The 20,090-nt window shown below is 62.6% G+C and carries 20 protein-coding genes; 8 read left to right on the top strand and 12 right to left on the bottom strand.

Translation table 11 applies throughout. The annotated features are described in order from the left end of the window. A partial coding sequence (locus TR61_RS17450) for a triose-phosphate isomerase (protein ID WP_172677015.1) occupies positions 1-137 on the top strand: 137 nt, incomplete at its 5' end. 120 nt (positions 138-257) lie between these two features. On the opposite strand, the gene TR61_RS17445 is transcribed toward TR61_RS17450, so the two are convergent. From TR61_RS17445 to TR61_RS17420, 6 genes are all read right to left on the bottom strand, one after another. Next, positions 258-1,634 carry a TRAP transporter large permease gene (locus tag TR61_RS17445; RefSeq protein WP_050931807.1) on the bottom strand — a complete coding sequence of 459 codons (1,377 nt, stop codon included), beginning with the start codon at positions 1,632-1,634 and terminating at the stop codon, positions 258-260. Continuing rightward, positions 1,634-2,308: a TRAP transporter small permease gene (locus TR61_RS17440; protein WP_050931806.1), complete on the bottom strand. Its 675-nt coding sequence runs from the start codon at positions 2,306-2,308 to the stop codon at positions 1,634-1,636. The genes TR61_RS17445 and TR61_RS17440 overlap by 1 nt, the downstream gene beginning before the upstream one ends. A gap of 137 nt (positions 2,309-2,445) precedes the next feature. Then, a complete protein-coding gene (locus TR61_RS17435) occupies positions 2,446-3,447 on the bottom strand; it encodes a DctP family TRAP transporter solute-binding subunit (RefSeq protein ID WP_050931805.1) in 1,002 nt (333 codons plus the stop codon). 346 nt (positions 3,448-3,793) lie between these two features. Then, positions 3,794-5,020: a sigma-54-dependent transcriptional regulator gene (locus TR61_RS17430; RefSeq protein WP_050931804.1), complete on the bottom strand. Its 1,227-nt coding sequence runs from the start codon at positions 5,018-5,020 to the stop codon at positions 3,794-3,796. Further along, the gene (locus TR61_RS17425; protein WP_050931803.1) at positions 5,017-6,786 is read right to left on the bottom strand and encodes a sensor histidine kinase; all 1,770 of its coding nucleotides are present in this window, start codon (positions 6,784-6,786) and stop codon (positions 5,017-5,019) included. Before TR61_RS17425 ends, TR61_RS17430 begins: the two co-directional genes overlap by 4 nt. 61 nt (positions 6,787-6,847) lie before the next feature. Further along, on the bottom strand, positions 6,848-7,315 hold the full coding sequence (locus TR61_RS17420; protein WP_050931802.1) for an Lrp/AsnC family transcriptional regulator: 468 nt from the start codon (positions 7,313-7,315) through the stop codon (positions 6,848-6,850). A gap of 146 nt (positions 7,316-7,461) precedes the next feature. Here TR61_RS17420 and cysG point away from each other — a divergent pair, with 146 nt between their 5' ends. The 6 genes from cysG to TR61_RS17390 all read left to right on the top strand — a co-directional run bounded on the left by cysG (position 7,462) and on the right by TR61_RS17390 (position 12,946). Further along, on the top strand, positions 7,462-8,862 hold the full coding sequence (gene cysG / locus TR61_RS17415; protein WP_050931801.1) for a siroheme synthase CysG: 1,401 nt from the start codon (positions 7,462-7,464) through the stop codon (positions 8,860-8,862). After that, positions 8,862-9,170 (top strand): DUF2849 domain-containing protein, encoded by a 309-nt coding sequence (locus TR61_RS17410; protein WP_050931800.1) that lies wholly within the window; start codon positions 8,862-8,864, stop codon positions 9,168-9,170. The genes cysG and TR61_RS17410 overlap by 1 nt, the downstream gene beginning before the upstream one ends. Further along, positions 9,163-10,827 (top strand): nitrite/sulfite reductase, encoded by a 1,665-nt coding sequence (locus TR61_RS17405; protein ID WP_050931799.1) that lies wholly within the window; start codon positions 9,163-9,165, stop codon positions 10,825-10,827. Before TR61_RS17410 ends, TR61_RS17405 begins: the two co-directional genes overlap by 8 nt. Further along, positions 10,827-11,600 (top strand): phosphoadenylyl-sulfate reductase, encoded by a 774-nt coding sequence (locus tag TR61_RS17400; protein ID WP_082182022.1) that lies wholly within the window; start codon positions 10,827-10,829, stop codon positions 11,598-11,600. Before TR61_RS17405 ends, TR61_RS17400 begins: the two co-directional genes overlap by 1 nt. After that, positions 11,597-12,001, top strand: a complete 405-nt coding sequence (locus TR61_RS17395; protein WP_050931798.1) for a DUF934 domain-containing protein — start codon at positions 11,597-11,599, stop codon at positions 11,999-12,001. Before TR61_RS17400 ends, TR61_RS17395 begins: the two co-directional genes overlap by 4 nt. A gap of 96 nt (positions 12,002-12,097) precedes the next feature. Further along, positions 12,098-12,946, top strand: a complete 849-nt coding sequence (locus TR61_RS17390; RefSeq protein WP_050931797.1) for a ferredoxin--NADP reductase — start codon at positions 12,098-12,100, stop codon at positions 12,944-12,946. 113 nt (positions 12,947-13,059) lie between these two features. Here TR61_RS17390 and TR61_RS17385 read toward each other — a convergent pair whose 3' ends face one another. Next, entirely contained in the window at positions 13,060-13,788 is a 729-nt protein-coding gene (locus tag TR61_RS17385; RefSeq protein ID WP_050931796.1) for a hypothetical protein, read from the bottom strand. Positions 13,789-13,991: 203 nt separating this feature from the next. On the opposite strand from TR61_RS17385, the gene infC reads away from it, so the two are divergent. Further along, on the top strand, positions 13,992-14,543 hold the full coding sequence (infC, locus tag TR61_RS17380; protein WP_050931795.1) for a translation initiation factor IF-3: 552 nt from the start codon (positions 13,992-13,994) through the stop codon (positions 14,541-14,543). A gap of 120 nt (positions 14,544-14,663) precedes the next feature. Here infC and TR61_RS17375 read toward each other — a convergent pair whose 3' ends face one another. The 5 genes from TR61_RS17375 to TR61_RS17355 all read right to left on the bottom strand — a co-directional run. Continuing rightward, a complete protein-coding gene (locus TR61_RS17375) occupies positions 14,664-15,455 on the bottom strand; it encodes an FAD binding domain-containing protein (protein WP_050931794.1) in 792 nt (263 codons plus the stop codon). 97 nt (positions 15,456-15,552) lie between these two features. Beyond that, entirely contained in the window at positions 15,553-17,916 is a 2,364-nt protein-coding gene (locus TR61_RS17370; RefSeq protein ID WP_050931793.1) for a xanthine dehydrogenase family protein molybdopterin-binding subunit, read from the bottom strand. 133 nt (positions 17,917-18,049) lie between these two features. After that, a complete protein-coding gene (locus tag TR61_RS17365) occupies positions 18,050-18,535 on the bottom strand; it encodes a (2Fe-2S)-binding protein (protein WP_050931792.1) in 486 nt (161 codons plus the stop codon). 96 nt (positions 18,536-18,631) lie between these two features. Beyond that, a complete protein-coding gene (locus TR61_RS17360; protein WP_050931791.1) occupies positions 18,632-19,636 on the bottom strand; it encodes a molybdopterin-binding protein in 1,005 nt (334 codons plus the stop codon). Then, positions 19,633-20,090 (bottom strand): XdhC family protein (locus TR61_RS17355; RefSeq protein ID WP_172677014.1); only part of this gene is annotated, 458 nt, incomplete at its 5' end. The genes TR61_RS17355 and TR61_RS17360, both read right to left, overlap by 4 nt.

Here is a 20,090-nt window from a genome sequence, read left to right as displayed (position 1 = left end):
TCTATGGCGGGTCGGTCAAACCCGCCAACGCGGCCCAGATCTTCGCCATTGCCGATGTCGACGGCGCGCTTGTGGGCGGCGCCAGCCTGAAGGCCCAAGACTTCTCCCCCATCATCGCCGCGCTCGAAGACGCCTGAAGCGTCCCCTCTCTTCTTCTCTTTCCAAATACGGCAAACCGACCCCTGCCAAGAAAAACGACGCCCGGACATCCGGGCGTCGCCTCTGCGTTGCGTTGATCTCGAATGCGCGGCAGCGCGCTATCTGATCACGATCTCCGGCCCCATGAAGGTGTTGGGCAGGAAAGTCGAAATCCACGGGATATAGGTCACCATGATCAGGAAGACGAACAGCACCGCCAGGAACGGCAGCGCCGCCCGCACGACCCGCATCATCGGCATCCCGGCCACACCGCTGGTCACGAACAGGTTCAGACCCACCGGCGGCGTGATCATCCCGATCTCCATGTTCACCACCATGATGATCCCCAGATGGATCGGGTCGATCCCCAGCTCGATGGCGATGGGAAAGACCAGTGGCGCCACGATCACCAGAAGGCCCGAGGGCTCCATGAACTGACCGCCGATCAGCAGGATGACATTGACCATCACCAGGAACATGACCGGGCCGAAACCGGCATCCAGCATCGCCCCCGCGATGGCCTGGGGCACCTGCTCGTCTGTCAGCACATGTTTCAGGATCAGCGCGTTTGCGATCACGAACAGCAGCGTGACTGTCAGCTTGCCCGCCTCAAGCAGCGTATGCTTGGTGTCGGGATGCACCAGCGCCGTGACCAACGTCCAGGGCGCGGCAAAGAACGACTTGTTTGGCTGACCCTCTTCCGTTTTCAGCGGCCCCATATCGCGATAGACGAAACTGGCGATCACGAAGGCATAGACTGCCGCGACGGCCGCCGCCTCGGTCGGGGTGAAGATTCCGCCATAGATGCCACCCAGGATGATCACGATCAGGAACAGCCCCCAACCCGCCTCGCGGCCCGAGGCGAAGATCTCCCCCCAGCCCAGCCAGTCGCCTTTCGGCAGGTTGCGCACCCGCGCGATGACATAGATCGTCACCATCAGCATGAAGCCCGCCAGAAGGCCCGGAATGACGCCTGCAAGGAACATCCGGCCCACCGACACTTCGACCGCGGCGGCATAGACCACCATCACGATCGACGGCGGGATCAGGATGCCCAGCGTCCCCGCGACCGAGATGACGCCGGCCGCGAAGTCCCTGGTGTACCCCACCTGCCGCATGCCGGTGATCACGATCGTGCCGATCGCCACCACGGTGGCGGGCGAGGACCCCGACAGAGCGGCAAACAGCATACAGGCAAAGACCCCCGCAATCGCCAGACCCCCGGGCAGATGGCCCACGCAGGCGATGGAAAAGCGGATGATCCGCCGTGCCACGCCGCCTGTTGTCATGAAGGACGAGGCGAGGATGAAGAAGGGAATGGCCAGAAGGGTGAAATGCCCCTCGAACGCCTCAAACAGGGTCGAGGCGACCGACGCCAGAGAGCTGTCGGAATAGATCAGCAGAAAGATCGTAGAGCTCAGCCCCAGCGCCACCGCGATCGGCACACCGATCAGCAACAGGCCAATGACCATGGAAAAGAGAATGACAACGTCCATCAGTCACGCTCCCCATTCTGGGCGCGAACCTCGTTCAGTTCGTCCTCCACCTCATGGCTGGCCACCAGCCGGTCCTCATCGCCTCTCAGGATCGCCAGCGCCGCCTGCAGGAAGCGGAACAGCAGCAAAAGCATCGACACCGGCAGCACCAGATAGGGCACCACCTTGGGCAGTTTCTCGTATTCGTCGCCGTAATTGATCAACCCTTCCAGAAAACCCAGGAAGGGCAGCATTGGGATGTCATCGACCTCGTAAAAGGACTGGCTGCGAAACTTCTCTTCAAACCCGGTGGGGAACCAGCGCCCCGAGGTGGGCGGCAGATCGGCGAAAACCGCCCAGTAATCATAGGCGCCCTTCAGAAGCAGGACCGAAAACAGCAGACAAGCCCCGACCGAAATCAGACCAAGCACCCGCCGCACCGGAGGGCTGGCCATGTTGACGATCGCATCCACCCCCAGATGAGAGCGCGTCTTGACCGCATAGCTCGCACCCAGAAGCACCAGCCAGCCGAACATGAACACCGTCGCTTCAAGCGCCCAGAGAATGTTCGAATTCATGAACCGCGCCACCACATTGGCAAAGGTGATCGCGGTCATCAGACCCAGCAGAAGCGCGATCAGCGTCTCCTCGATCCGGTCGCTCCAGCCACGCGGGCCGGGGGAATGTCCAATCATGTCACTGTCCCTTGGGAAAAGTCAGGCAGGGGGCGGCTGCGCGTTCTCGCGTCTTGGAAATGCGCCCACCTGCGAATGCGGCGCGGGAGCCTGCGGCCGAAACCACCGCCCCCGCGCCTTGTCATCGCGGCTTGGGATCAGATCCCGGCGTTGATGGATTGCGCCGCGTCGATCATGTCCTGACCCACGTCACCGGCAAACTTGTCCCAGACGGGCTTCATCGCATCGACCCAGGCCTGGCGCTGCTCGGGCGACAGTTCGCGGATCACGCCGCCCGCATCCAGGATCGCCTGACGCGCCTGCTGGTTCACCGCATAGGATTCGCCGTTCCGCATTTCAGTCACTTCCGACAGGATCGTCAGGAACTGGTCACGCACATCGGCGTCCAGACTGTCGAGCCAGTCGACGCTGGTGACCACCAGATAATCGATGATGCCGTGGTTGGTCTCGGTCACGCCGTCCTGCACTTCAAAGAACTTGCGGCCATAGATGTTCGACCAGGTGTTTTCCTGCCCGTCCACAACGCCCTGCTGCAGCGCGCCATACACTTCCGAAAAGGCCATTTTCTGGGGCGAGCCGCCGATGGCTTCCATCTGCGCCACCAGCACGTCCGACGATTGCACGCGGAATTTCAGGCCATTGGCATCCGTGGGCAGGATCAGCGGCACATTGGCCGACATCTGCTTCATGCCGTTGTGCCAGAATTGCAGCCCCTGCAGGCCACGGCGCTGCATGCTGTCTTTCATCGCCTGACCGGCGTCGGATGCCTGGAACGCATCCACCGCTTCGATGTTCTTGAACATGAAGGGCAGGTCGAACAGACGAAACTGTTTGGTGAATTTCTCGAACTTCGACAGGCTGGGCGCGGCCAGTTGCACATCGCCTTGCAGGATCGCCTCAAGCACCTTGTCATCGTTGTAAAGCGTGGAGTTCGGGAAGACCTCCATACACATCTTGCCGTTCATCTCGTCATTGACGCGCTGTTCCAGCAGCGAAGCGGCGATGCCCTTGGGGTGCTTGTCTGTGTTGGTCACATGGCTGAATTTGACGACGATCTCGCCGTCGTCACAGGCGGCAAAGCCCGCGGTTGCGGCAAGGCTCAGCGCGATGGCTGTGGCGGCCGTGGTTAGGATTTTCATATCTGTCTCCTCCTGGTTTTTTGGCCGGGCCTGGCTCCTTCCAGACCCAAATACGCAGATTCGGTGCGCTGCGTTCAGTGAAGCGTTTCGGTGAAAACCGCTCAAGAACAGGTGAGCCGGAAAAGGCTGCACCCACTTAAACCTATATAATTCATATACTTACGATACTTTCCCAGGGCAATCCGACCCTATGGCCAGATCGGCTGTGCGAAAACCCGCACAGCCCCTGCGCCGCTTGTGCGAAATTCCGCACAGCCGGCGACACCGGGCCAAGGCTTTTGCAAAAGCCTTGGCGCCCTTCTCTGCCCGCGCAGCGATTTTTCGAAAAATCGCGCTCCTGCAAGGATCAACCGCGAAACTGCTCGGGCTTGATGCCATAGCGGGCCAGCTTGTCGTAAAAGGTCTTGCGCGGCAGCTTCAGCGCCTGCGCCGCCTCGCTGGCGCGCCCGCCGGCGCGGCGCAGCGCCGCCTCCAGCAAAGACTGTTCGATCTGGGCCATCTGTTCGGCCAGGCCCAGCCCCTCCTGCGGAGCGATATCGTCCTGCAGATCCAGCGCAAAGCGCATCGCTTCCGACATCAGCGCGCGGGCATTGCCGGGCCAGTCCCGCGCCATCAGCCCCGCGATCACATCCGGCGTGACGCTGGGCGGCGCAAGCCCCGCCTGCTCGCAGGCCTGCGAGACGTAGTGCCGGAACAGCACCGGGATATCCTCCGGCCGTTCCGCCAGCGCAGGGATCCGCACGGTCATGACCTGCAGGCGGTAATACAGCTCGGGATTGATCTGATCGCCCGCCTCGCTCAGCGTGTCGGTGCTGCCCGCGATCACGCGGGCCGCGCTATCGCTGTCCAGCGCCTCGATCAGGGCAAGCTGGGTGTCGGCTGGCATCATATGCACCTGATCAATGAACAAAGACCCACCCCCAGCCGCAGCCAGCGCCTGCGCCAGAGCCTGAGGGGAAAGCCCCGCACCGGCGCGTTTTTCAAACGGGCCCTGCGCGCGGTCGGAACACAGATGCAGCACTTCTGCCACTTTCGACACGCCCGTGCCAGGTGCGCCGGTGACCAGCACCGCGCCTTCGGCCCGCGCCAGCCGCCGCACGCGGGCGCGCAGCCCTTCGGCCAGGTCCGAGACGCCAAAGATCAGCCGCGCGGCGGGATCGCCTGCTTCCCGTTCCGCCACAAGGGCGCGGGTGCCTAGAACGTCGGCCCGCTGGGCCACGGCCCGGTCCAGCGCGGCGATCAGATCGGAGGCCGCACAGGGCTTTTCCAGAAAGTCGAAGGCCCCCTGCTCCATCGCGCGCACGGCCATGGGGATATCCCCTTCCCCGGTCAGAAGTATGACCGGCAGTTCCTCGTCAATCTCCAGCGCGTAACTCAAAAGGTGGAACCCGTCGCGCCCCGGCATGCGGATATCCGACAGGATCACCCCGGTAAAATCGCGGGTGATGTGATCCTTGGCCGCCACGAAAGAGCCCGCCGCGATGGCTGGATAATCGGCCAGTTCCAGCGATTGCACCAAAGCGGTGCGCACCATCACATCGTCATCGACCACCAGAACCGGGGGTTTGGTCATTCCGCGGCCTCCAGCGCGTCATCGGCCCAGCGGGCCAGTTCCACGGTAAAGACCGCCCCGCGCTGCGCGCCCTCGCGGTTGCGGCCCCGGATCGCGCCGCCAAAGCTTTGCACCAGCCCATAGGAAATCGACAGTCCCAGCCCCATGCCTTCCGAGGCGCCCACTTCCTTGGTGGTATAGAAAGGTTCGAATATCTTTTCCGGCGCGGCGATGCCCGGGCCGGTGTCGATCACGTCAATGGCCACATGGCCAGGTTCGGGGCGCACATGGACCCGCACGGATTTTTCCGGGCTTTCGGCCATGGCATCGGCGGCGTTGTTGATCAGGTTCACAAAGACCTGGCCCAGACGCACCTCGCCCCCCTTGACCCAAAGCGGACCGTCCGGCGCATCAAAGTCAAAGGCGATGCCGTCATGGCTCAGCCGTGCCTGCGTCAGTTCAAACGCGCTTTCCAGCGTGGCGATGATATCGACGCGGGCGACCGCTTCGGCCTCCTGCCGGGCAAAGGCGCGCAGGTTGCGGATGATGCGGCCCATCCGGTGCGCCAGCCCCGCGATCCGGCCCAGATTGTCCGAGGCGGCGCTGACATTGCCTTTCTTCAGAAACTGCATGCCGTTTTCGGCGAAAGACTGAATGGCCATCAGCGGTTGGTTCAGCTCATGCGAGATGCCGGCGCTCATCTGGCCCAGGGCCGACAGCTTGCCCGCCTGCACCAGATCGGCCTGCGCCTGTTTCAACGCGGCCTCGGCCTCCTGCCGTTCCGAGATTTCGCGCCTGAGTTGGGTGTTGGTGTCGCGCAGCGCGCGGGTGCGTGCCTCCACCCGGCTTTCCAGCACGGCATTGGCCCGCGCCAGGGCGCGGCGCCGTTCCGTGGCCAGGATCAGCATGGCGCCAAAGGCCAGGCAGACCGCCGCCACCACCGCCGCCTGCAGTGCGGCCAGACGGCGCGCGGGGTCGATATCGACCAGCACCTCGCCCGTCAGACCGATCACCGGCAGATCGCGCACCAGATGCAGCGCGCGTTCTGGCAGGTATGGCCCCCAGCCGATATGCCAGATCTCATGCCCGCCCACCTGGTCGGCGGCGAAACGCGCGGTGGACCGGTCGCGCGGGATCAGCCCTGGCTGACCCACCGGCCGCGTCCAGCCCAGCAGTTCCGAGCGGTTGGAGATAAAGACCTCCCCGATCTGATCGGTAAAGAACACCGCCGGGTTCGACCCGCGCCAGGTCTGTTCCACATCTTCCACATCCACCGCCACGATCAGCGCGCCGCGCACCGCGCCCGAGGGCGCAAAACTGGGCGCGGCATAGACAAAGGCGCGTTCCTCCAGCGGGCCGATCACCCCGTGGCCGCTGCCCAAAGCGCCCTGCATCGCGCGACGAAACTGCGCCTTGGCCGACACATTATTCCCCATGATGCCCTTGGCCGCCGCCAGCACGCGCCCATCCGTTCCGGCATAGATCACATCCAGCGCCGCGGTCTTGTCCGCCGCCTCAAGCAGCAGCGCGCTGGCCGCCGCGCGCGTCTGGGGGCTGTCCAGTTCCGCCAGGGCCGGGTGATCGGCCATCAGCACCGCCAGTTCCTGATAGCGTTGCAGCTGCGTGCTCAGCCGGTCGCTGGCCAGTTCCAGATCCGACGCCGCGCGCAGCGACACCTGATCCAGCGCCTGCCCAAGACCATAGCGCCAGATCCCGAGGCTCAGCCCCGCGACCGACAGCAAAAAGCCCAGGATGATCAAGGCTCTGGAGAGGCGCGCATTCAGCATGACCAAAGCCTAGCAAAGCGTGGCTTGCATTGACCAGAGCCTGTGTCAGCGCGGGGCAGCCCTAGACCCCCAAAGGCAGCATGGTGGTCGATTTGATCTCTTCCATCGACAGAAGCGCGGTCACGTTATAGATCCGCACCTCGGAAATCAGCGCCTGATAAAACTCGTCATAGGCGCGCGCATTCTTGACCCGCACCTTAAGGATATAGTCGATTTCGCCCGCCAGCCTGTGCGCCTCCTGCACTTCGGGCCGGGCCTTCAGTGCGGCAAGGAATTTGTTCTGCCACTCGGCCTCGTGCTCGGACGTGCGGATCAGGACAAAGAAGCAGGCCTCGAACCCCAGCGGCTCGGCATCCAGCAAAACGGTCTGCTGACCGATCACGCCCGCCTCGCGCAGCTTGCGGATTCGGTTCCATACGGGCGTCTTGGATGAGCCCACCGCCTTGGCGATATCGTCCAGCGACTGGCCAGCGTCCCGCTGCAGCTCGGCCAGAATTTTCCGATCGGTGTCATCAATCCGTACAGACATTCGCGTTTTTCCCAGGTTCCAAGGTTTTCATTCTACCTGACGCAGTTGATAGAACAATTGTTCTTATTTGCGCAAGCATCTGGCGGCATAATGGAACATTTTCCTATATTCATCCCAAAAGAACCGCAACCAACAGGCCGGACGCCATGCAGCATTTTCCCATCTTCCTTTCGGTCGCAGGCCGCCGCATCGTGCTGTCGGGCGGAGGCGATGCCGCGCTGGCGAAGCTGCGGCTGCTGTTCAAGGCAGACGCGCATCTGACCGTTTTCGCGCCCGAACCCGACCCGCAGATCGAAACATGGGCGCTCGAGGGCAAGCTGACCCTGATCCGCCGCAAGATGGCGCCGGGTGATGCGCTTTGCGCGGTGCTGTTCTATGCCGCCGATGAGGACGCCTCTGAGGACGCCCGCACCACGGCCCTTGCCCGCGCGGACGGCGCGCTGACCAATATCGTGGACAATCTGCGCGACAGCCAGTTCATCACTCCGGCAATCGTGGATCGTGACCCGGTGACCATCGCCATCGGCACCGAAGGGGCCGCCCCGGTGCTGGCTCGCGCGATCAAGGCCGATCTGGAAGACCGCCTTCCTACGGGCCTTGGCACATTGGCGCGCATCGGCAAGGCCTTCCGCAAAGCCGCCGACGCCCTGCCCTTTGGCCGCCCGCGCCGCGATTTCTGGCGCGACTATTACTTCAACGCGGGCCCCAAGGCCCTGGCGGAAGGCCAGGACGCCGTCCAACCCGCGCTTGACGCCCTGCTTGAAACCCACCTGACCAAACCCGCCCGTGAAGGGCACGTGGCCTTTGTGGGCGCAGGTCCCGGCGATCCGGAGCTTCTGACGCTCAAGGCGCGCCGCGCGCTGGATGAGGCGGACGTGATCATCCATGACCGCCTGATCGCGCCAGAAATCCTCGAACTCGCGCGTCGCGAAGCCACGATGATCGACGCAGGCAAAGAAGGCTTCGGCCCGTCGATGAAACAGGATGACATCAACGCCCTGATCGTCGAACACGCAAAAACAGGCGCGCAGGTCGTGCGCCTGAAGGGCGGTGATGCCACCGTCTTTGGCCGTCTGGACGAGGAAATCGACGCGGTCGATGCGGCGGGCATCTCCTGGCATATCGTGCCGGGCATCACTTCGGCCTCTGCCGCTGTGGCGGCCATCGGGCAAAGCCTGACGAAACGGGGGCGCAACGCCTCGGTCCGATTTCTGACGGGCCATGACATGAAGGGCTTTGCCGATCACGACTGGAAAGCGCTCGCCCGGCCCGGAGAGGTCGCGGCGATTTACATGGGCAAGAAGGCCGCGCGCTTTATCCAAGGTCGTCTTTTGATGCATGGCGCACACGCCGGCACACCCGTGACGCTGGTCGAAAACGCCTCGCGCCCCAATCAGCGCGTCGTGGAGACCAATCTGGCCACCCTGCCCGCCGATCTGTCGGATGCCGGTCTGAGCGGACCTGCCCTCACCTTCTACGGCCTCGCGCCCCGTGCCGCTCTGGCCCAAGCCCAACAATTCGATATCGCTTTAGAGGAGGCGCTCTGATGCCCCGTGATTTCACCCCCAAGGTCGTGACCGCAAACCACTTGCTGGAGGGCGATGTGATCTATCTGGCTGCCGATGACACATGGGTGCGCGATCTGAAAGACGCCGAAGTGCTGACCGACGAGGCGGACGCGCAATTGCGTCTCCTGCACGCCGAAAGCCAGCCTGACGTCGTGGTCGGGGCCTATCTGGCCGATGTGACCACTGGCCGCGACGGCCCCGAACCCACCCATTTCCGCGAGGATTTCCGCCGCACCGGGCCGTCGAACTATGCCCATGGCAAACAAGAGGCACGCGCAGATGTATAATTATACCGAATTTGACAAAGCCTTTCTGGCTGAACGCAACGCCCAGTTCCGGGCGCAGGTCGAACGTCGCATCGCTGGCAACCTGACCGAGGATGAGTTCAAACCGCTGCGCCTGATGAACGGGCTCTATCTGCAACTGCACGCCTATATGCTGCGCGTGGCGATCCCCTATGGCACGCTGAACTCAGTTCAGATGCGGCAGTTGGCGCTGCTGGCCGAGAAATGGGACAAGGGTTACGGCCATTTCACCACACGCCAGAACATCCAGTATAACTGGCCCAAGCTGCGCGATGTGCCCGATATGCTGGATGCGCTGGCCGAGGTTGGTCTGCATGCCATCCAGACCTCGGGCAACACGGTGCGCAATGTGACGGCTGACCATTTTGCTGGTGCCGCGCAGGATGAGGTCGCTGATCCAAGACCTTACGCAGAGTTGCTGCGCCAATGGTCCACCGACCACCCGGAATTCCAGTTCCTGGGCCGCAAGTTCAAGATCGCAGTAACAGGCGCGGAAAATGACCGCGCGGTGATCAAGGCCCATGATATCGGGCTGCAGATCGTCAAACAGGACGGCCAGATCGGCTTCAAAGTGCTGGTGGGCGGTGGCCTGGGTCGCACGCCGATGATCGGCAAGGTGATCCGCGACTTTCTGCCGGAAGCGGATCTGCTGCCCTATGTCGAGGCGATCCTGTCGGTCTATAACCTGCTGGGTCGACGCGACAACAAATACAAGGCGCGCATCAAGATCACCGTGCATGAAAACGGGATCGAGAAAATCCGCGATCTGGTCGAAGACCGCTTTGCCCTGATCCGCCCCAGCTTTACCGGCGTGGATCAGGAGTGGTTGCCCCAGATCGCAGCACAATTCGCGGCACCCGCCTTCCGCACCGCATCGACGGAGGCCTTTGACGCGGCCTATGACGCCGATCCGGTGTTCCGCTCCTGGGTGGACACGAACATCACCGAACACAAGGCGGATGGGTATGCCATCGTGTCGATCTCGATCAAAGCGCATGGCGCCACGCCTGGCGATGCCACGGCCGAGCAGATGCGCGTGATGGCCGATCTGGCTGAAACCTATGGCCACAACGAGCTGCGCATCAGCCATGAGCAGAACGTGATCCTGCCCCATGTGCATAAATCCGACCTGCCCGCGATCCATGCCGCGCTGAAAAACCATGGCCTTGCCACCGCAAATATCGGCCTGATATCGGACATCATCGCCTGCCCCGGCATGGATTACTGCGCGCTGGCCACAGCCCGGTCGATCCCCATCGCGCAGGAGATCGCGACGCGGTTTGATGAGTTGAAAATCGAACACGATATCGGTCATCTGCAGATCAAGATCTCGGGCTGCATCAACGCCTGTGGCCACCACCACGTGGGCCATATCGGGATCCTTGGCCTCGACCGCGCGGGCGTGGAAAACTACCAGATCACCCTGGGCGGGGATGCCACGCAAACCGCGGCCATCGGCGAACGCGCAGGCCCCGGCTTTTCTGCCGATGAAATCATTCCGGCCATCGAACGTCTGGTCTATGCCTATCTCGACCTGCGCGAAGATCCAGGCGAGACCTTCCTGCAAACCTACCGCCGCCTGGGCCTCGCGCCCTTCAAAGCAGCCCTTTACCCGGCGCAGGCAGTGGCGGCGGAATAATGCGCACCTCCCCCCTTCTTCTTGCTGAAAATACGGAACGCCGCGACCAGACACGGGTCGCGGCACTCGAAGGCAAGGTGCGCGCACTCAACACCCGCTTTCGCCATCACAGCGCGACGGATGTGCTGCGCGCGGGCCTGCAAGAAACGGGGCGCACGGCGCTGGTGTCGTCTTTCGGGGCGGAATCGGTGGTCCTGCTGCATATGGTGGCGGTTACGGACAAATCTCTGCCGGTGCTCTTTATCGATACGCAAATGCTGTTCACCGAAACCCTGGTCTATCAGCAGGAAGTGTCCGAACGGCTGGGCCTGAGGAACATGCAAATCATCACCGCACCCGGCATCGACGCGGAAGACCCCGACGGAACGCTGCACCAGCGCGACACCGATGCGTGCTGCGCGTTACGCAAAACCCGGCCGCTGGATGCGGCGCTGGCCCCCTATGACGCCTGGATCACCGGGCGCAAACGGTTCCAGTCCGGCACGCGCGCGGCGCTGGAGTTCTTTGAGCTGGAAGAGACCAAGGGCCGGATCAAGATCAATCCGCTGGCCCATTGGGCGCCCGAAGACGTGCGCCAATATATGGACGAAAACCGCCTGCCCCGGCATCCGCTGGTGGCAAAGGGCTATCCGTCGATCGGCTGCGCGCCCTGCACCTCCAAGGTCGCGGCGGGAGAAGATCCGCGCGCAGGACGCTGGCGGGATCAAAGCAAAGAGGAATGCGGCATCCATTTCGTGGATGGCAAAATGGTACGTATAGGAGCAAATCCATGAGTGTTCTTGTCACCGATAGTGGCTTTCAAACAGATGACTGGTTGGGTGGCTACCCTTGCCCCGGCGAGGCGGCCAATGACACGACCTCGCTTGATCTGACGTCGGATACCGATCCCGATGGGGTCACGCTGACCCCCGGGCTGAAAATGATCCGCGTGGATTTTCCCAGCTTTGCCGATGGGCGCGGCTTTACCATCGCGCGGCAATTGCGCCTGCGCGGTTATCAGGGACGCTTGCGCGCCAAGGGGCATGTGCTGTCGGATCAATACGCCATGGCGCGGCGGTCGGGCTTTGATGAGGTCGAGATTTCCTACGATCTGGCCGCAAGACAGCCCGAAGGTGAATGGCTTTCCCGCGCCAATTGGCAGCAGCACCACTATCAGGCGCGGCTGCGCGGCTGACCTGCTGATTGCCGCAGCCGGGTCATCCGACCTTCCCTTGATCCAGATCACAGCCTAAAGAGAGGGGGTGCGTGTAAACGTGCCCTGACATTCCTAATGACCGAACACCGTCCCATGACCGAAGCAAGCCCTGTAAAAGTCCCCACCCTGCCCGATGCGCAGACCATCACCGATGTGAAACACTGGACCGACCGGCTGTTCAGCTTCCGCTGCACCCGGCCTGCATCGCTGCGGTTCCGCTCGGGCGAGTTTGTCATGATCGGGCTGATGGGCGATCCGGACCCCAAGACCGGCAAGCAGAAGCCGCTGCTCAGGGCCTATTCCATCGCCTCGCCGTCCTGGGATGAGGAGCTTGAGTTCTACTCGATCAAGGTGCAAGACGGCCCGCTGACCTCGAAACTCCAGCACATCCAAGCGGGCGACGAGATCATTCTGCGGCCCAAACCCGTGGGCACGCTGGTCCATGATGCGCTTTTGCCGGGCAAACGCATCTGGTTCTTTGCCACCGGCACGGGCTTTGCGCCCTTTGCCTCGCTGCTGCGCGAGCCGCAGACCTATGAGGATTATGACGAGGTCATCATTACCCATACCTGCCGCGAAGCGGGTGAGTTGGAATACGGGGCCGAGCTGATCGAAAACCTCAAGCACGATGAGCTGCTGAACGAGGTGATCGGCGAAGGCTTTTGGAAAAAGATCAAATACTATCCCACCACCACCCGGGAAGAGAGCGCCAAGATGGGCCGCATCACCGATCTGATCCGCTCGGGCGAGGCCTATGCCGATCTGGGCGTGGACCCGATCAACCCCGACAATGACCGCGCCATGATCTGCGGCAACCTGGCCTTTAACCTGGAACTGAAGGCAATGCTTGAGGAATACGGGCTGGAGGAAGGCGCCAATTCCAAACCCGCCCAATATGTGGTGGAAAAGGCCTTCCTCGACTAAGCACTGACAGCGCACAGAAAAAGGGCCGGACTCTGTTCCCCTGCGGGAATTGTCCGGCCCTTTCCTGTTGCTCCGCGCCAGGTATCCCCCGGCGTGGTTAGGCAAACGGCGGCTTAAAGACCCAGAGCTTCGCGGGCGCGTTCCAGCACCTGCGACAACAGCTCGGGGTTGTCGCGCGCCTGTTCGATGCCCGCACGCAGCGTCGTCTTTTGCAACGCTCCCATGTCCGACGCTTCGATCGCCTCGATCGCCTTGTCGAAATCGAACCCGTCGACGGTCAGCGCATCGGCCAGCGTCGGTTCAGGCGTGACGGCCTCGGCGGCATTTTCGGCAGCAGCAGCGGTCGCGTCAGCTGCGGCTTCGGCCGTGGTCGCGGCGCTTTCGGCGGCCTCGGTCGCGGCATCGGCAGTGTTTTCTACCGCGTCAGCCGTGGCCTCTGCCGCGTTTTCAGTGGCTTCCGCCGCATCGGTGGCAGTGCCTGCAGCGGCTTCTTGTGCCGATTGAACCGCGTTTTCCGCGGCCTCGGTGGCGGCATCAACCGCGCTTTGGGCGGCTTCGCTGGCCTCTTCTGCGGCCTGGGTTGCACTGTCAACGGCGCTTTCCACCGCCTCTTCCGCCGCGGTTGCGGCTTGTTCAGCTGCGCTTTCCACGGCGTCCGCCGCGCTTTGGGCGGCGTCCTGCGCCTCTTCCGTGGCCTCTTCGACTTCCGTTGCGACACTGTCGGTCGGTGCTTCGATTGCGGCCTGTTCAGCCGGCGCGTCCACCGTCGGCTGCTCTGCCAGGGTGAAATACAACGTCGCGGCGATGGCAGCCACCGCGACCAAAATCAGTACATTTCTCATTCCCAAACTCCTTTCGGGTTCCGGTATGTGCAAGCTGCACACCGGTTGGCGCACAGATCGCATCCCGGCCCGGGGCATCAAAGGGGAAAAATCCGTAACCCGCGACAATCAGCAGGCTTTAGCCGATTTGCGCCTTGAAAGGGCCTTGGCGCCCGTTTACCTTGCGACTTCGAATTCATGTCAACAAATGAAGGAAGACAGACATCGCCCGCAGACCCCATAACGCGCCGCCGCAACGTGACACAGGCTCGCGCGTCAATGAAAAAATCCGTGCCCCCGAAATTCGCCTGATCGGCGCAGAAGGTGAAAATGTCGGGGTGGTTACCCCCGAACGCGCCATGGTTATGGCGGAAGAGGCCGGACTGGACCTTGTTGAAATCTCGCCCAATGCAAACCCGCCCGTGTGCAAGATCATGGATTACGGGAAGTTCAAATATGAACAGCAAAAGCGCGAGAGCGAGGCCCGCAAGAAACAGAAGATCATCGAGGTCAAAGAGGTCAAGTTCCGTCCCAATACGGACACCCATGACTATGATGTGAAAATGCGGAACGTCTTCAAATTCCTGGAACATGGCGACAAGGTGAAGGTCACCCTGCGCTTCCGTGGCCGGGAAATGGCGCACCAGAACCTGGGCCGTGAGCTTTTGGAACGGGTGGCCGAAGACATCAAAGAGGTGGGCAAGGTTGAAAACATGCCCAAGATGGAAGGCCGTCAGATGATCATGATGATCGGGCCCCTGCCGAACAAGGGCTGAGCCGGTTTTGATTTGAACGCAGGGCGTCGCGGGTGCGGCGCCCTTTTTCGTTATGTGCACGCCAAAGAAAAACGCGGCACCCCGGGGGCGCCGCGTTTGTCGTGATCTTTCCGGGCTGGATCAGGCGGCGGCAGCAACCGCGCGCTTGGTCAGCGTCTTGATCAGGCTTGCGCGATAGGCAGGTGTGCCGTGAATGTCGCCGATCATGCCATCCGGCGAAACACTCAGCCCGTCAACGGCCGAGGCCGAGAAGTCGGATGACAGCGCCGCTTCGGCCTCGGACCAGCGGAAAACGCCTTCTTCCGAGGCACCGGTTACAGCCACACGCACGCCGTCCGCATATTTGGCCACGAACACGCCCGTCAGCGCGAAGCGCGAGGCCGGCTGGACGAATTTCTGATAGTTCGCCTTTTCGGGGATCGGGAAACGGACTTCGACGATGATCTCGCCCTCTTCCAGCGCCGTGGTGAACATGCCCTGGAAATAATCATCCGCCGCGATCTCGCGGTTGTTGGTCACGATGGTCGCGCCCGAGCCCAGCGCCGCCGACGGATAGCAGGCCGCCGGGTCGTTATTGGCCAGCGACCCACCAATCGTGCCGCGATTGCGCACGGCTGGGTCACCGATATGGCTTGCCAGCCCAGCAAGTGCCGGATAATGCGCCCCGGCCTCTGCAGCGACAACCGCATGCGGTGTCGCGCCGCCAATGCTCAGCGCACCGTCATCGCGCACGCAGACGCCCTTCATCTCGGCAATGCCAGACAGGCTCACCAGTTTCGACGGCGCGTTCAGCCGCTGTTTCATCGCGGGGATCAGGGTCTGTCCCCCGCCCAGCGGCATCGCATCTTCGGATCCCAAGGCCGCAACTGCATCTGCGATAGAGCCGGGTTTCTCAAATTCGAAGTTATACATCTTGTCCTCTCCTCCCCTTTTGAAGCATCCCCTGCTTCTTTGGGGTTAAAAATATCCCGGGGGTCCGGGGGCTGGCCCCCGGTCCCGCCGTCAACACTCAGCCATTCATCGCCGCCCAGACGCGCCCCGGTGACAGGGGCATGTCGATATGGGTGACGTTTTTGCCGCCCGATTGCAGCGCGTCGATCACAGCATTCACCACCGCAGGGGGCGAGCCGATCGCGCCGGCCTCCCCACAGCCTTTCACACCCAGCGGGTTGTGCGTGCAGGGGGTCTGGCTGGAGTGATCCACCGTATAGAACGGCACATCATCGGCGCGCGGCATGGCGTAGTCCATGTACGACCCGGACAGAAGCTGACCGTTCTCGTCATAGACACAGCCTTCCAGCAGCGCCTGACCGATGCCCTGACCGATCCCGCCATGGACCTGACCGTCAACGATCATCGGGTTGATGATGTTGCCAAAGTCATCCGCGGCGGCAAAGCGTTCGATGGTGACCTTGCCGGTTTCCGGATCGACTTCGACCTCACAGGCATAGGCGCCCGCAGGGTATGTGAAGTTCGCCGGATCGTAGAAGGCGGTTTCTTCCAACCCCGGTTCAATCTCTTCCAGAGGGAAGTTGTGCGGCACGTAGGCCGTCAGGGTAACATCGCCCCAGGCCACCGATTTGTCGGTCCCTGCCACGCTGAACATCCCGTCCTTCAGTTCGATATCGGCTTCCGAGGCTTCCATCAGGTGGGCCGCGATCTTCTTGGCCTTGTTAATCACCTTCTCGGTCGCGCGCACCATCGCCGATCCGCAGACCGCCAGCGAACGCGAGCCATAGGTGCCCATGCCAAACGGGATTTTCGAGGTGTCGCCATGCACGATTTCGACCTGGCTTTCGTCGATCCCGATCATTTCGGCCACCACTTGCGGGAAGGCGGTTTCATGCCCCTGCCCGTGGCTGTGGGCACCGACCATGACGGAGATCGAGCCCGTCGCGTTCACGCGAACCGTCGCGGCATCGTAAAGCCCCGCACGTGCGCCCAGCATGCCGACGATGTTCGACGGCGCGATCCCGCAGGCCTCGATGTAGCAGTTGATGCCAAGGCCCCGCAGCTTGCCGTTCTTCTCGCTCTCGGCTCGCCGTGCGGCAAAGCCCGCGATATCGGCGGCGGCTTCCAGCTTGTCCATCGTGCCGTTGTAATCCCCGGTGTCATAGGTCAGCGCCACAGGCGTGTCATAGGGGAATTCGGTGATGAAGTTCTGCCGGCGCAGCTTGATCGGGTCGACCCCGCGTTCGCGCGCGGCCTTGTCGATAACGCGTTCAATCTGGAACGTCGCCTCGGGCCGTCCGGCACCGCGATAGGCATCGACCGGCACGGTCGAGGTAAAGACCGCCTTCACATTCACCTGAATGCAGGGCGTCTTGTAGTTCCCGGCCATCAGCGTGCCGTGCAGCCATGTGGGCACTGACGACGAGAATGTCGACAGATAGGCCCCCATATTGGCCAGCGTGTTGGTGCGCAGCGCGGTGAAGTTGTTGTCCTTGTCCATGGCCAATTCGATCTTGGTCACATGGTCCCGGCCTTGCGCGTCGGACATGAAGGCTTCGGTCCGGCTTGCCGTCCATTTGACCGGGCGGTTGCAGGCCTTGGCGGCAAATGTGCAGAAGGCTTCTTCGGCATAGTGGAAGATCTTGGTGCCGAAACCACCGCCCACATCGGGCGCCACCACGCGCACCTTGTGTTCAGGCAGGCCCAGAACGAAGGCGCACATCAGAAGCCGGATGACGTGAGGGTTCTGCGAGGTGGTATAAAGCGTGTACTCATCGGTCCCACGCTTGTATTCCCCCACAGCCACGCGCGGTTCCATCGGGTTGGCGACCAGCCGTTGGTTGGTCAGCTCAAGCGTGGTGACGTGATCGGCCTCGTCAAAGGCCTTTTGCACCACCGCGTCGTCGGTTTCCCCCAGAACCCAGTCATAGCACAGGTTCGAGGTCAGATCGTCATGCAGCTTGGGCGCACCATCGGCCAGTGCCGCCTTCATGTCGACGATCGCGGGCAGCTCTTCCAGATCGACCTCGATCGCCTCGGCCGCGTCGCGGGCCTGCTCATAGGTATCGGCCACAACGGCAGCAATCGGATCGCCCACATGGCGCACCTTGCCCTGCGCCAGGATCGGATGCGGCGGCTCCTGCATCGGCTCGCCATGGCGATCGGTGACCTGCCAGCCGCAGGGCAGACCGCCCACGCCTTCGAAATCGGCACCGGTGAAGATCTTCACCACGCCGGGCATGCCAGCCGCGGCCGAGGTATCAATCCCCTTGATCCGCGCATGGGCCACGTCCGAGCGCAGGAAATGCACATAGGCCTGACCGGCCACATTGATGTCATCGGTGTAATTTCCGGCCCCTGTCAGGAACCGCACGTCCTCGCGCCGCTTTGGGCTGGCGCCAATGCCACTATCCTTCGGCATATCTCAATCCTCCCTGAGATGGCGGGATCTCCGCCTCGATATCCGCGAAGGGCCAGGGATCGAACCCGCCCGTCTTTTCTTCTTGCTGAAAATACGACGGGGAGCTCGAGGGGCTGGCCCCTCGATCCTTGGCTTATTCCGCCGCGATCGCGCCGACGTCCTGACCGGACGCGGCAAGGATCGCCTTGACGATGTTGTGATACCCGGTGCAGCGGCACAGATTGCCTTCCAGATAGTCCCGCACTTCCTGTTCGGTGGGTTTGGGGTTCTCTTTCAGCAGGGCCGCCGCCGACATCACCATGCCGGGCGTGCAAAAGCCGCATTGCAGGCCGTGATGGTCCTGAAACGCCTGCTGGATCACGTTCAGCGACCCGTCTGCATTGGCCTGACCTTCGATTGTATCGACCGTCGCGCCATCGGCTTCGGCCGCGAACATGGTGCAGGATTTCACCGCTTCACCATTCACATGCACCACGCAGGCCCCGCATTGCGAGGTGTCGCAGCCCACATGGGTTCCGGTCATTCCAAGGTGATCACGCAGATATGCGGAAAGTAACGTACGGCCTTCCACGTCACCGGACGTGGCTTTGCCGTTCACGGTCATCGAGACCTGAGGCATGGCTTCCTCCCAAAAGCTCGTTGTTGATTGAGGGCGAGTTAAACACGCGGCTTTCCCGTTGAGAACCATAAACTTGGCCTGCAGACAGGAATTTTTTCACGTTGCCTTGCGCCCGGCCCTTGGCTGCGGGCGCGACGGGATTTCCTTGAGCAGCCCGCCCACCCCCATCGCCGCGATATCGGCCCCGGACACGTCGATCCCACAGACCACACGCGACAGAACCCAATCCGCGCCATTCAGCGCCGGAGAGCGTGCGCAGCCTGGAAGCCCGATCACCGGACGCGCGCCCTGACTTCCCAGAAACAGCAGGTTGCCCGGATCGACCGGCATACCGAACCGATCCACCTGCCCGCCTGCACGGCGCACAGCTTCAGGCGCGATATCGTCGATGTCAGAAGTGGCCGAGCCCGTCAGAATAAGCGCGATATCCCCATCCAGCGCCTGCAAGGCTTCAGCCAGCGCGCCCAGGTCATGGGGGACGATACGCGTCTCGGCCATCTCCATGCCCAGTGCGGTGATACGGTCTTCAATCGCGCGGCGGCCCTTTTCGTTGGAGGGCCCGCCGGGGATATCGGTAATCACCAGCCCGGCGGTTCGCATCACGGGCGCGGCCAGCGATATCGCCGCCTCTGCCGCCTGCGCCGCCGCCTCGACATCCCGTTCGGCCACGCCATAAGAGATGATCTTGATCGTGGCCACCATGCCGCCCGGTTCCATCTGCTGGTATTGCGGCACGGTCGCGATCGTGATCATCGGGTGGATGGCGTTGAAAGCCTCAATGGCTGGCACGTCCAGCACCACCACCCCTTCGCAATCGGCAATCAGATTGACTCGTCCTGTGAACGGATCGGTCAGACGCAGATGCGCGGCCTTGGGATCGGGAACCAGTGCTTGCGCCAGGCGGCGCGCGGCCTCGTCCTCGTGCAGATCGCCCTCTTCCAGCCTTGCGACGACGATATCGTTCAGCCCCGCCTCGGCCAGTTGCGCGAGGTGTTGGGCATCCAACACCAGCCCTTTGCGCAGCCGACCCGCGCCCACCTTCACCGAGTGGGCCAGGATCGCGCCTTCCGCGTCAGTCAGGGGAACCGCGCCGAATTTCACGACGCTTTCCCGCGCAGAACGGCCGTCATCTCCGCCAGGATCGACACGGCGATTTCAGCCGGACCCGCCGCGCCGATATCCAGACCAATGGGTCCATGAATGCGCGCGATCTGATCGGCGGTAAAGCCTGCGGCGGTCAACCGCTCCACCCGTTTGGCGTGGGTCCGGGTCGAGCCCAGCGCCCCGATATAAAAGACATCGGCCCCCAGCGCCGCTTCCAAAGCGGGGTCATCCAGCTTGGGATCATGGGTCAAAAGCACCAGCGCGGTGCGCGCATCCAGACCAAGGGACGCCACCGCTTCATCCGGCCAGTCCAGAAGAATGGTTTCGCCCGGAAACCGGTCAGAGGTGCCGAACACCTCACGCGGGTCGATCAGCACCGGGTCATATCCCGCGACGCGCGCAATGGGCACCAGCGCCTGCGCGATATGGACCGCGCCGACGATGATCAGCC

This window comes from Aestuariivita boseongensis, from assembly GCF_001262635.1.
GTDB classification, from domain to species: domain Bacteria; phylum Pseudomonadota; class Alphaproteobacteria; order Rhodobacterales; family Rhodobacteraceae; genus Aestuariivita; species Aestuariivita boseongensis.
The sequence above is the reverse complement of the archived record's forward strand: the minus strand, read 5'-3'. Positions and strand labels throughout refer to the sequence as shown.

Bases quoted from the DNA above. Each gene is read 5' to 3' on its own strand.
- TR61_RS17445 (WP_050931807.1), bottom strand. From the start codon at position 1,634: ATGGACGTTGTCATTCTCTTTTCCATGGTCATTGGCCTGTTGCTGATC.
- TR61_RS17440 (WP_050931806.1), bottom strand. From the start codon at position 2,308: ATGATTGGACATTCCCCCGGCCCGCGTGGCTGGAGCGACCGGATCGAG.
- TR61_RS17435 (WP_050931805.1), bottom strand. From the start codon at position 3,447: ATGAAAATCCTAACCACGGCCGCCACAGCCATCGCGCTGAGCCTTGCC.
- TR61_RS17430 (WP_050931804.1), bottom strand. From the start codon at position 5,020: ATGACCAAACCCCCGGTTCTGGTGGTCGATGACGATGTGATGGTGCGC.
- TR61_RS17425 (WP_050931803.1), bottom strand. From the start codon at position 6,786: ATGCTGAATGCGCGCCTCTCCAGAGCCTTGATCATCCTGGGCTTTTTG.
- TR61_RS17420 (WP_050931802.1), bottom strand. From the start codon at position 7,315: ATGTCTGTACGGATTGATGACACCGATCGGAAAATTCTGGCCGAGCTG.
- cysG (WP_050931801.1), top strand. From the start codon at position 7,462: ATGCAGCATTTTCCCATCTTCCTTTCGGTCGCAGGCCGCCGCATCGTG.
- TR61_RS17410 (WP_050931800.1), top strand. From the start codon at position 8,862: ATGCCCCGTGATTTCACCCCCAAGGTCGTGACCGCAAACCACTTGCTG.
- TR61_RS17405 (WP_050931799.1), top strand. From the start codon at position 9,163: ATGTATAATTATACCGAATTTGACAAAGCCTTTCTGGCTGAACGCAAC.
- TR61_RS17400 (WP_082182022.1), top strand. From the start codon at position 10,827: ATGCGCACCTCCCCCCTTCTTCTTGCTGAAAATACGGAACGCCGCGAC.
- TR61_RS17395 (WP_050931798.1), top strand. From the start codon at position 11,597: ATGAGTGTTCTTGTCACCGATAGTGGCTTTCAAACAGATGACTGGTTG.
- TR61_RS17390 (WP_050931797.1), top strand. From the start codon at position 12,098: ATGACCGAACACCGTCCCATGACCGAAGCAAGCCCTGTAAAAGTCCCC.
- TR61_RS17385 (WP_050931796.1), bottom strand. From the start codon at position 13,788: ATGAGAAATGTACTGATTTTGGTCGCGGTGGCTGCCATCGCCGCGACG.
- TR61_RS17375 (WP_050931794.1), bottom strand. From the start codon at position 15,455: ATGTATAACTTCGAATTTGAGAAACCCGGCTCTATCGCAGATGCAGTT.
- TR61_RS17370 (WP_050931793.1), bottom strand. From the start codon at position 17,916: ATGCCGAAGGATAGTGGCATTGGCGCCAGCCCAAAGCGGCGCGAGGAC.
- TR61_RS17365 (WP_050931792.1), bottom strand. From the start codon at position 18,535: ATGCCTCAGGTCTCGATGACCGTGAACGGCAAAGCCACGTCCGGTGAC.